Source organism: Dyella sp., from assembly GCF_036568765.1.
Classification (GTDB): domain Bacteria; phylum Pseudomonadota; class Gammaproteobacteria; order Xanthomonadales; family Rhodanobacteraceae; genus GSA-30.
Window position 1 is genome coordinate 15,903 of sequence record NZ_DATCRY010000067.1, and the last position, 11,239, is coordinate 27,141.

General features: G+C 61.7%; 10 protein-coding genes. 6 read left to right on the forward strand and 4 right to left on the reverse strand.

Going from position 1 to position 11,239, the window contains the following annotated elements; genetic code table 11:
* Window positions 1–145: 145 nt before the first annotated feature.
* From VIM98_RS05445 to VIM98_RS05455, 3 genes are all read right to left on the reverse strand, one after another.
* Window positions 146–1,060 (reverse strand): LysR family transcriptional regulator, encoded by a 915-nt coding sequence (locus VIM98_RS05445; RefSeq protein ID WP_331992084.1) that lies wholly within the window; start codon window positions 1,058–1,060, stop codon window positions 146–148.
* A 105-nt stretch (window positions 1,061–1,165) separates the two neighbouring features.
* Window positions 1,166–2,521 carry a carbohydrate porin gene (locus tag VIM98_RS05450; RefSeq protein ID WP_331992085.1) on the reverse strand — a complete coding sequence of 452 codons (1,356 nt, stop codon included), beginning with the start codon at window positions 2,519–2,521 and terminating at the stop codon, window positions 1,166–1,168.
* 374 nt (window positions 2,522–2,895) lie between these two features.
* Window positions 2,896–3,477, reverse strand: a complete 582-nt coding sequence (locus VIM98_RS05455; RefSeq protein ID WP_331992086.1) for a TetR/AcrR family transcriptional regulator — start codon at window positions 3,475–3,477, stop codon at window positions 2,896–2,898.
* 133 nt (window positions 3,478–3,610) lie between these two features.
* On the opposite strand from VIM98_RS05455, the gene VIM98_RS05460 reads away from it, so the two are divergent.
* Window positions 3,611–4,417, forward strand: coding sequence for an SDR family oxidoreductase (locus VIM98_RS05460; RefSeq protein WP_331992087.1), 807 nt, complete (start codon window positions 3,611–3,613; stop codon window positions 4,415–4,417).
* A 118-nt stretch (window positions 4,418–4,535) separates the two neighbouring features.
* Here VIM98_RS05460 and epsC read toward each other — a convergent pair whose 3' ends face one another.
* Window positions 4,536–5,243 carry a serine O-acetyltransferase EpsC gene (gene epsC, locus VIM98_RS05465; RefSeq protein WP_331992093.1) on the reverse strand — a complete coding sequence of 236 codons (708 nt, stop codon included), beginning with the start codon at window positions 5,241–5,243 and terminating at the stop codon, window positions 4,536–4,538.
* Window positions 5,244–5,501: 258 nt separating this feature from the next.
* Here epsC and VIM98_RS05470 point away from each other — a divergent pair, with 258 nt between their 5' ends.
* From VIM98_RS05470 to VIM98_RS05490, 5 genes are all read left to right on the forward strand, one after another.
* Entirely contained in the window at window positions 5,502–6,032 is a 531-nt protein-coding gene (locus VIM98_RS05470; RefSeq protein ID WP_331992088.1) for a helix-turn-helix domain-containing protein, read from the forward strand.
* Window positions 6,029–7,114, forward strand: a complete 1,086-nt coding sequence (locus VIM98_RS05475) for an HlyD family secretion protein (protein ID WP_331992089.1) — start codon at window positions 6,029–6,031, stop codon at window positions 7,112–7,114. Before VIM98_RS05470 ends, VIM98_RS05475 begins: the two co-directional genes overlap by 4 nt.
* A gap of 18 nt (window positions 7,115–7,132) precedes the next feature.
* Window positions 7,133–8,692 (forward strand): DHA2 family efflux MFS transporter permease subunit, encoded by a 1,560-nt coding sequence (locus VIM98_RS05480; protein WP_331992090.1) that lies wholly within the window; start codon window positions 7,133–7,135, stop codon window positions 8,690–8,692.
* A 21-nt stretch (window positions 8,693–8,713) separates the two neighbouring features.
* Complete coding sequence (locus tag VIM98_RS05485; RefSeq protein WP_331992091.1) at window positions 8,714–10,291, forward strand: efflux transporter outer membrane subunit; 1,578 nt, start codon at window positions 8,714–8,716, stop codon at window positions 10,289–10,291.
* Between the two features lie 634 nt (window positions 10,292–10,925).
* The coding region (locus VIM98_RS05490) for a carbohydrate-binding protein (protein WP_331992092.1) at window positions 10,926–11,239 on the forward strand (314 nt) is incomplete at its 3' end.

Sequence of the window (11,239 nt, forward strand, 5' to 3'; positions counted from 1 at the left end):
TTATTGTGCATTGCAGCAGAGGGTGAAAGATGGAAAGATGGATTCGGGAGGGCTTGGCCCAAGCGGCTGTGGGGGCTGAGGCAGATAGCGCGAGGCTGCGCCCGGGATGGGCGGCACGCGCCACGTGCCGCCCCGTCAGTACTCGTCAGCTCTCAAACACCGGATCCAGCAAACCCCGCTGGATGGCATCGTCGATCATCCCGATCGCTCGTTCGGTAATCGTGCTCACTGGCCGTTGTGTCGGCGTCGCAACCACTAGGCGTGTCTCGATATTCGGTTGCACGATCGGCACCGCGCGCAGGCTATGCCCGGGCGCACGGGAAAGCACCGCGTTACGCGAAAGCACACCGTAGCCCACACCGCGCTCGACCAGATCCAGCAGGGCGCGAATCGAATCGATCTCCACCACAATGTCCAACGAGACGCCATGCTTGGCAGCATCTGCCTCGACCAACTGACGCACCGAATGCAGGTGCGATGGAATGATCAGTGGATAGCTACCCAGCGTGGCCAGCGGCACGCTATCGGGTAGCGGCACGCCGCTGCGCATGCTCCCGACCAGGTACAGGTTCTCCGAGTGCACATGTCGGTAATGCACATTCGCATTGACCGGCGGGTTGTATAGCAACGCACAATCGAGTCGACCCAGCTGCAGCCATTCGAGCAGGCTGCTGCTCAGGGCTTCCACTACGCTGACCGAAGCAAGCGGGTAGCCGGCGCGAAATCGTGTGACGATATCTACCGTCAGCAATGCGCCGACACTGGGCGGAAAGCCGACCACCACTTTGCCGCTCTGCGGCCCTCGCGACTGCCCGAGCTGCTGCCTGGCGACCTCTACCTGGCGAAGGATGCCGCGCCCGTGCTCGAGTAATTGCCGTCCGGCATCGGTAGCCGTGACGCCGCGTCCGTTACGTTGCAGAAGATGCGTGCCCAGTTCGATCTCCAGCTGGCGAACCTGCCGGCTGAGCAGCGATTGCGATACGTTCAGCGTTGCGGCAGCGCGGGTCAGGCTGCCAAATTCCACAATGCGGATAAAGCTGTGCAGGTGTTTCAGATCCACGTATACCTCACCGCGTACGAAACGGACCGCGAGAGTATGAGCGAAAAAAAGAGAAACGAGCGTTTGACTCGCTTCCCCTTTTTCAACGACGTCCCTTTTGACGTCTTATTGGCTACCCGGTCCGCCGAAATTGAACATCACACGCAAGCCCCAGACCAGTGCATTGGCCGATACACGCGTTACATGCGTAGTGTTGCCGAGCACGTCCGGATGCACGATGTACTGGATATTGGGCACCAGGCTCAACAGGGGGAACAGCTTGTAGCTGTAATTCAGTTCGAGCATCGTTTCGTTACGAGAGAAACTACCCGCCTTTTTCGCCTTGGTGAGTAGATCGTCTTCGAACTGCACCTGTCGCTTAGTAAATTTAAAATAGCTCGCCTGGAAATTCAGCGAATCGGTCGGTCGGCTGGCAAACGGGCCGGTCCAGACGAAACCGGCGGTCGATTGCAGCGTGTAGATCTCTGCGCTGTCCAGCGGTGCGGAGACCGAACCGAACAAGGCAAGGTTGCGCGTATCGCTGGTCGGGTCCGGTTTCCATACCACCTTGTCGCCCAAGGCATAGACGCCGTAGCGCCCGCCGTCATACGTGCGGAAGGTTCCGCCGAACAAAGTCTTGGATACGCCGCGCGTATTGAGTTCGGGATCGGTGTAGTCGGCCGAGTTGTACCAGCCACCCACCTTGATCGTATGCGGGTAAGGATCGGTGGCAAACGTTGTTACGTGACCGACCTCGACCGGGACCATCACGCCCGTCGAGTTCTCCAGACCCCAGTCCAGGCCGTTATTGTTGCGCCGGTCCGGGTTGATCTCGAACGCGCCGATCGAGAAATACAGCGAGCTCGGCTGATAGCGAATGCGGCCACCCCAGTTCACATACGGAAAGCCGGAAAAGCCACCGGTCGTGTTGGTCAGCTGATACGGACAATCCGGTGCGCTGACGAAACGGCAACCGTAAGTAGAGCGAGCGAATTGCCAGGTCGCATTGACGCGGCCGAACAACGCATTGAAATGGTTATCGTCGAACGATTGTTCCCAGGTCAGCTGGCCCAACTGCCACTGGCGCTTGGGATACCAATACCCCTGGATCTTCTGCGTCACGCCGATATCGTTAGCCGAAATCGAATGGCCGTAGTAGCGCGCGAACGTGATGTGGATTTTTCCGCCGTCGATATCGGCCAGCTTGCCCATATCGAGGTCGGCACCGCCGACCGCGCCGCCGCCATTGGTCTGGCCGATGCGTTCGCCGCCGCGTACGCTCGCGGCCCAGTCGTTGGCCCAGACAAAGCGCAAGGACACGCCATCGTCTTTCCAGCGCTGGATGAAGTTGGTGTCCGCCTGGCTCTTGTCGGCCGTCGCCGCTGGCTGGTCGGAATTGGGCGTGGCGTCCTGTGCAACTGCGTAGCCGGCCCATAAGGCCGCGCCAAGCAGAAGGCAGGCAATGCCGCTGCGATAACTCATGAAACGTCCCCGTGGCTTACCGCTATAAAAGTGCGGTTTGGGTCACGATCCTCGGTCAGCTGGCGTCAGGGTAACAACGCGATGGGATGGGTTTCAGATATGCATTTCGCGCATAGCACGCAATGCGAAATGAAAATGATGCATCGCAAAATACTGTGAAGCTCGCCTAGGAGGGCTCGCCACCCTCGCAGCGGCGGTTTTCGTTGCGGCGCGGCAAGCCTCTTTTGCATATTGTGCAAGTTATCTGCGCGGTCGATTCATGGTGGACAGGACATCGACAAACCCTGGCATCGGCTCAGGGCGCCTGGAAGAACCTGTCGGTCTTGCAGGAGCGACTCGCGTGTCTCTGCTCGGCTGACGGCCCCGACCCGCTCTCAGCCTGGGGTCGGCAGACTGCTTTGAAGCTGCTCGCGCACGGTGTCGAGCACTTCGCGCGACAGGTCCGAGTCGCCGGCTCCGCGCGCTATCAACAGGGCGCCGTACATGCGCGTCATATACTCGATTGCCTGCCTGCGTTGCGCTTTCGCATCGCCCGGAAACGCTGCACCTATGCGCGCGAATGTCTCGTCCATCCGCTCGCGGTAACGCGCACGCGTCGCATCGTCACGGCGCGAAATATCTGCCGAAAGTGCGGAAACCGCGCAACCGTTACCGGGTGAGTCGCGATGGGCTTCGCTCAAATAAAAATCGGCGTAGCGCGCCAGGTCGATATGCCCATCCGCGTCGGCGAGTTTCGCGCCCGCCCGCTCGCTTTCCTCGAAGGCATGCTCCATCGCCTCGGCGACCAGCGCGTCGCGCGAGGCGAAATGCTTGTAGAAGCCGCCGTGGGTAAGTCCGAGTTCCTTCATCAGATCGGCCAGGCTGATGCCGTCCAGGCCGCGCTCACGGAAGCGCTTGGCGGCGGCTTCCACCAGGCGCTCATGGGTTTGGGCTTTGTCGGCGCGTGAATGGCCCATGGCTCAAGCTCTCCTTGGGGCGGGTTCGCCAGGGATCATAACCCGATCTCGCTTTGAAGATGTTAGTTGACATCCTGGACCGGGCGGCGTAGCCTGGATGTTGTTCATCATCCACATTCTTCTGGAGTTCGCCATGAGTAAGCAAGCATCCCTGGGTACCGCGCTGATCACCGGCGCATCGTCCGGCATCGGTGCCGTCTACGCCGACCGTCTGGCCGCACGAGGCTATGACCTGATTCTGGTGGCGCGCCGCGTCGACGCCTTGAAGAAACTGGCTGACGAGCTGGCCGCGCGCAACGGCGTCGGCGTTCAGGTGTTGCAGGCCGACCTGACCGATGCGCAGGACACCGCCAAGGTCGAAGCGGTGCTGCGCGACAACGCGCACATCACCCTGTTGGTCAACAACGCCGGAACCGCGACGCTGGGTGCGTTTGCGCAAGCCGATATCGCTGCGCTCGCGCGCGAAATCGAACTGAACATTACGGCACCGACACGTCTTACGCGCGCCGTGCTGCCGGGCCTGTTGGCACGCGGCAAGGGCGCGATCGTCAATATCGCGTCGGTGATGTCGCTGATGGTGCAGCCGGGCAATACGGTGTACGGTGGCACGAAGGCCTACCTGCTGCACTTCAGCCAGGTACTGGCGCAGGAAACGGCCGGTACGGGCGTGCAGGTACAGGTGGTGCTGCCGGGTGCGACGCGTACCGAGATCTGGGGCAAGTCGGGTGGGCCGGCGATCGAGCACCTGCCGCCGGAGATCGTGATGGAGACGGACGATATGGTCGACGCTTCGCTGGCCGCTTTCGACCAGGGCGAACTCGTCACTATTCCGTCGTTGCCCGACGCCGCCGATTGGCAGCGCCTGATCGATGCGCGAAATGCATTGCTGCCGAACCTGTCGCGCAATAAGTCCGCTGCGCGCTACGGTGTAAATGGCTGAAGAAGCGGGACGTTTCGTGCGCAGCCCATGAGGCGCCCTCCCTCTTTAAACAGGGGGAGGAGCATGGAGACGGCCCACGCGGCGCATACTCGGTACCGAGCGGATATCCCACAGCGCGCTATTTTTGTGGAAAAACCGCCTTTGCCGGGACACCTGCCACCACCGTCCCCGACGGAACGGCGCGACGCACCACGCTGCCTGCGGCCACCATCGCGCTGGCGCCGATTTCTATATTTCCCAGCACGGTTGCGTGCGCTCCGAGGGTGACGCCGCGGCGTACTTTCGGATGCCGATCGCCTGCTTCCTTCAGCGTGGATCCGAGCGTCACACCGTGCAGCATGGTCACGTCGTCTTCGATGACGGCCGTCTCGCCGATGACGATGCCCAGGGAATGATCCAGGCAGAGTCCCTGCCCGAGCTGTGCTGCCGGATGGATGTCGACGCTATAGAGTTTGGCCGCCCAGTTCTGTATCAGCACCGCGAGTGTGCGCTGTCCCGATAGCCAATGAGTATGCGCTACGCGCTGGCATTGAACCGCATGGAAACCTTGCGACGACAAAAAGATCGCCAATAGTCCCGGGGCGCACAAATCGACGGATGCGGTGCGCCGCAGATCGGCTGCGACCGCCTCGGCGATATGCGGGCGTTGAAGAACCTCGGCGAAATTGGCCTGCAGTGAAAACAGCGATGCATCCAGGCGTTGGATATCCAGCGCAAGAAGGCTTGCCAATGCGCGTGGCAAGGATTCGTGCATAAGGATGCGCGCGTTCAAGAAGGGACGTAATTCTGCATGAAGCCAGCATTGCGACTCCGCCTCGTTGCGCATAGCGGTCCATACATCGATGGCGTTGTCCAAACAGAACCTCTCGTGGACCGTTATGCCGTGGCGCGTATAACTAGTTCAAATCGCGGGCGCCATCCTTTGGATTTGTCTTAAAGGCGCAGGGTCTTTCAGGCGCGAATGCCGCCGGGGCCGCGCGGCGCCATCTGGGGGACGACAATCGGCCGGAAGACATCACTTGCAAAATGATAGTAACTGCCGTAAAGTAACTTTCAACTTGATAGTTACGCCTGACAGAAAGCCATGAAAAAAACCAACCTCGACGAGATGCCCTGCCCCATCGCCCGTGCGCTGGATCGCGTCGGCGAGTGGTGGAGCATACTGATCCTGCGCGATGCCTTTTATGGCGTCAGCCGCTTCGACGAATTCGAAAAAAGCCTCGGTATCGCCCCGAACATGCTGGCTCGTCGTCTCAATGGGCTGGTCGAGGCCGGTCTGCTCGAGCGGCGCCCCTATCAGACCAAGCCGGTGCGCTACGAGTATGTACTTACCGATATGGGGCGCGATTTCCGTCCGGTGATGCTGGCCCTGATGACCTGGGGCAATAAGTATTTCGCGACTGAAGGGCTCGCGATGTTCCTGGTCGACGAGCGCGACGGCCACATGGTCGACGCCGTGCTGACCGACCGTCATACCGGCGATCCGATTACCCGCGAAAACCATGCGATGTACCCGGGTCCGGCAGCGAGCGAGCGCATGCGCACTCGCCTTGAAAACAACATTGCGCGTCGCGCCGCCGAACGCGCGGCCGCCGCCATGGAGAAACGCGCATGAACACCTCCGCTCCCGCCGTCGTCATGGGCGACGTGCCGACCAAACGTCTGGGCAAGCGTCATGCGCTGGCCGCATTGAGTATTGCCGCGGGCATCGCGATCGCCCTCTGGGGGGCGCATTGGTGGACTGCCGGTCGCTTTATCGAGAACACCGACGATGCTTATGTCGGCGCCGACATCACCGCGATCAGCCCCAAGGTTTCCGGCTATATCACCGAACTCAAGGTCGCGGATAACCAGGTCGTGCACGCGGGCGACCTGTTGGCCAAGATCGACGATCGCGACTACCGCGCTGCCCTGCAGAAGGCCCAGGGTGCGGTGGCGGCCGAGCAGGCGTTGCTGGCCAACCTGGAAGCAAACCAACGCCTGCAGCAAGCTGTGATCGACCAGGCCCACGCCGGTGTCGACGCGGCCCAGGCCGAAAGCGTTCGCGCGCGTGACGATCAGGCGCGCTACCGCGATCTTTCCAGCCGCGCCGCCGTATCCGTGGAAAGCGCCCAGCGCGCCGACGCCACCTTCAAGACCGCGCGCGCGGATACCGAAAAAGCGCAAGCCGCCCTGGTAGCCGCGCAACGCCAGCTCGATGTCATCGCTACGCAGAAACAGCAGGCACAGGCCGCGCTGTTGCAGGCGCAGGCCGAACAGCGTCTGGCCGAGCTCAATGTCGGTTATACCGAGCTACGTGCACCGGTCGACGGCAGCATCGGCAATCGCCGCGTTCGCCTGGGCGCTTTCGTCGAAGCCGGCACGCCCTTGCTCGCTGTAGTGCCGTCGCATGGCTTGTGGATCGACGCCAACTTCAAGGAAGACCAACTGGCGCGCATGCAGCCCGGCCAAGCCGTGACCATCCGTGCCGATGTCCTGCCGGGGCGCGTATTCCACGGCCACCTGGGCAGCCTCGCACCGGCTACCGGCGCGCAATTCAGCGTGCTGCCCCCGGAGAACGCGACGGGCAACTTCACCAAGATCGTGCAGCGCGTCCCGGTACGCGTTCTGCTGGACGAGCGTGACGCCACGCTGGGCGCGTTACGTCCGGGGCTGTCTGTCACCGCCGACGTCGATACCCGGGTCGCTGCCCACTGATCTGACGAGACCGCAATCATGCCGCATGTGCAATCTCCCGCCGACATGTCGGCGGGACAGAAGATTTTTGCCTTCGCCAGCATGTGCGTAGGCATGTTCATCGCGCTGCTGGATATCCAGATCGTGTCCGCGTCGTTGCGCGATATCGGCGGCGGCCTTTCGGCGGGCGCGGATGAAACGGCCTGGGTGCAGACCAGTTATCTGATCGCCGAAATCGTTGTGATCCCTTTGTCGGGCTGGTTGGCGCGGGTGATGTCCACGCGCTGGCTATTCTGTGTCTCGGCGGCCGGCTTTACCGTGGCGAGCATGCTCTGTGGGGCGGCGTGGGACATCAACAGCATGATCGCCTTCCGCGCCCTGCAAGGTTTTATCGGCGGTTCGATGATCCCGATGGTGTTCACGACGGCCTTTATGTTCTTCCAGGGCAAGCAGCGCGTGGTCGCAGCCGCGACCATCGGTGCGATTGCTTCCCTTGCCCCGACACTCGGTCCGGCGCTCGGCGGTTGGATCACAGATCATTACTCGTGGCATTGGTTGTTCTTCATCAACCTCGTGCCCGGTCTGTTCGTCACCATTGCGGTGCCTTTGCTGGTCAACGTCGATGAGCCGGATTTCTCGCTGCTGCGCGGTGCCGATTACATAGGCATGCTCCTGCTGGCGATATTTCTGGGTTGCCTGGAATACACCTTGGAAGAAGGGCCGCGCTGGAACTGGCTCAGCGATCGCACCATCCTGACCACGGCCTGGCTTTCCGGTCTTTCCGGCGTCGGCTTTGTGTTGCGCAGCCTCACCTATGCGCATCCGGTCGTCGACTTGCACGCGCTGCGCGATCGCAACTTCGCGCTCGGCTGCTTTTTTTCCTTCATTACCGGCATCGGTCTGTTCGCGACGATCTACCTGACGCCGTTGTTCCTCGGTCATGTGCGCGGCTACAGCGCGCTGCAGATCGGCGAAGCGGTGTTTTCCACAGGCGTATTCCAGATCATGACGATCCCGCTCTACGCCTTCCTCGCCAACCGTATGGACCTGCGCTGGATCCTGATGATCGGTCTGGCCGTGTTTGCCGTCTCGATGTGGGATTTCAGCCCGATCACCCACGATTGGGGTGCACATGAGCTTCTGTTGCCGCAAGCGCTCCGTGGCATTGCCCAGCAACTGGCCGTGCCGCCGGTGGTGACGCTCACTCTCGGCGGCCTGCCGCCGGCTCGATTGAAGCTGGCCTCCGGTTTGTTCAACCTGATGCGCAACCTCGGTGGCGCTATTGGCATCGCCGCCTGTGCAACCATTCTCAACGATCGCACCAATCTGCACTTTCAACGCATCGCCGAGCATCTGACCACCGCCAGCGAGCCGATGGATGCCTGGCTGCAACAGGTGAGCCAGCACCTGGGCCACGCCACCGATGCCAGCGCCGCGGCGCTGCAGCAGCTTGGCGCACTGGCACTGCGCGAAGCGCAGACACAGACCTATGCCGATGCCTTCCTGGCGATCGGCGTGTGTTTCGTCATCGCTACGGTGATGGTGCCGCTGATGCGCAAGGTCGCGCCGCCGGCTACGCCTTCGGCCGATGCGCATTGATCCATCGATTGGACCGTCATCATGAAAACGCTACGCAAATTTATCGAAGAAGCCGAGCTTCCTGCAGAAGCGACCTCGGTCGCGACGGCCGAACCTGTCCATAAGTCCGAGGGGCCACTAAAGCCGTTGCTACGACGAAGCGTTTCTTTGCCTCGCGCTCTGTTGCCAGCCCTGATCGTTATCTTCCTCTCGGCTTGCACCGTCGGGCCCGACTATGTGCGAGCGCCATCGATCGTCGGCGGAAGTTACGTCCATGCCGAGCAGTTGCAGGAACATAACCAGACACGTGAGCCAGCGCCGCTCGATACGTGGTGGAAGGGTTTCGACGATCCCGTGCTGGAGCAGATCGTCGAGCGCGCGGTCGCGCAGAATCTGGATGTCGCCGCTGCGATGGCTCGTATCGAGCAAGCCCGCGCCGCTGCACGCGGTGCCAATGCCGCGCGTCTGCCGCAAGGCGAGTTCAATGCCCAGGTCGCGCGCGAATACCAATCCTTGAACAGCGCGTTAGGTGAAGTCGGCAGCACCTTGCCGGGGTACAAGCGAACCCAGACACAGCAGGATATCGGCGCGGGCGCGAGCTGGGAGCTCGATCTGGCCGGCGGTCTGAAGCGCGATGCCCAAGCGGCCCAAGCCGAATACCAGGCTGCCGAAGCCAGCGGTGCGGCGGTACGCATCTCGGTGGCGGCCGAAGCAGCCGACGCCTATTTCAAAGTGCGCGGCGCACAAGAACGCATCGCGCTGGCCGAACAGCAAGTGCAGACCGAACAGAATCTGCTCGAACTGGTGCGTGTGCGTTTGGCCGGCGGTGTAGGCACCGATCGCGAAGTGGCACAAGCCGAAGCGATATTGCAACAGGCTCGGGCCAGTCTCCCGCCGTTGCGCGCCGAGCGCGATCGTCAGCTCAACCGGCTGGACGTGTTGATGGGCGCGCAACCGGGCAGCGGCGCCAAGCAGCTGTTGGATCGGCCAGCAAGCTATGCAATACCGGCCATTGCCGCGGAAAGCGACCCGGCCGCGCTATTGCGCCGCCGCCCTGACGTCATTGCCGCTGAACGGCGCGTTGCCGCCTCGAACGAGCGTATCGGCTCGGCACTGTCGGAGTACTACCCGAAGTTGTCGCTCGGTGCCCTGCTCGGCTTTGAAACCCTGCGCGGCGGCACCTTGTTCGATTCGGGCTCGTTCCAGCCGGCCGGCGTGGTCGGTCTGCGCTGGCGTCTGTTCGACTTCGGCCGTGTCGACGCCGAAGTCGGTCGATCACGCGGTGCCGAGGCCGAAGCCCTCGCGAACTACCGGCAGTCGATGTTGCGCGCGACTGAAGATGTCGAAAATGCCATCGTCACTTTGAGCGAGCTGGAAAACGAGCAAGCGATTCTCAGCCGCGAAGTAAGCGCGCATCAGCGTGCGCGCAGCAGCGCCGAAGATGCTTACAAAGGCGGCGCGGTCAGCCTGCTTGAAGTGCTCGACGAAGACCGCCAACTGCTCGCCTCGCGCGATCGTCTGGCACAGACCCGTGCCGACGACGCGCGTGCCGCGGTGGCAGCGTTCCGTGCTCTGGGTGGAGGTTGGGCGGGCGCAGCCGACAAACTGGCTGAGCGCTGAGCGCAATAGCCAAGGCATGGAGTAGTCGGCAGGCCTCGTGGTAGTGGCACGCATGCTTGCCATGGCGCCGGTGCATCGTGCCCGCGCGCGGTACACCCGCCCGCTTCTTTGCCCGGTAAGCGTTCGAGCTCGCCGTAAGCCCTTTTGCCCCGGCTCACGCCGGGGCTTTTTCCTCATTTTGTCCACCGGACAACGTTGTCAGCCATGTCTCGCTACGAGACAAAGTGAGTCATTCGGTTCTATGAGACGGTTTGTGGATAAATGCCGCGAAGTAATAAGCCGACAGAATCCGTCGCATTATCTTTCGATTTACTGACTGACTTATTCCTTTTGACCATAAAGCGCGAAACACCATAAAACAGCGTAATTTTGCTGCGTTGCGAGAATGGAACGATCTAAATAAACATTTCGTCAAAATCGGCTGCCGTCAACTTGTGATGCATTTGGCATTTTTACGCGAGCCGAAATAATTTAGCGATATTTCGCTAGACAACGTTGTCATCCAGGACTATCACAACACGGCTTTGAACGAAGTAACCGGCTGCGTGGGGAGCGCTTCGGGGTGACCGTTCCCCGGCTGCCGGGTGCAATCGCAAGGGGGAGTGCAGTCACCTCGATCTACTCGGAGACAGACATGTCTGAGAAGCGATCGGTTGTGTCACGTTGGGCCTTGGGGGCACTGAGCAGTTCAGTGGGGGCAGCGATGGCGATCGGCCTGATGGCCGTTGTGCCGGTACAAACGGTTCAAGCGCAGAGTGCGCCCGCGTGCGCAGCGCCGTGGAGCGCGTCGCAGGTCTATACCGCCGGCAACACGGCTAGCGAAAACGGCATCAATTACAAAGCCAATTGGTGGACGCAGGGCAACGACCCGGCGACCAACAACGGTGGCTCGGGGTCGGGTCAGCCGTGGACATCGCAGGGCGCGTGCTCCGGTAGCGGCAGCGGCGG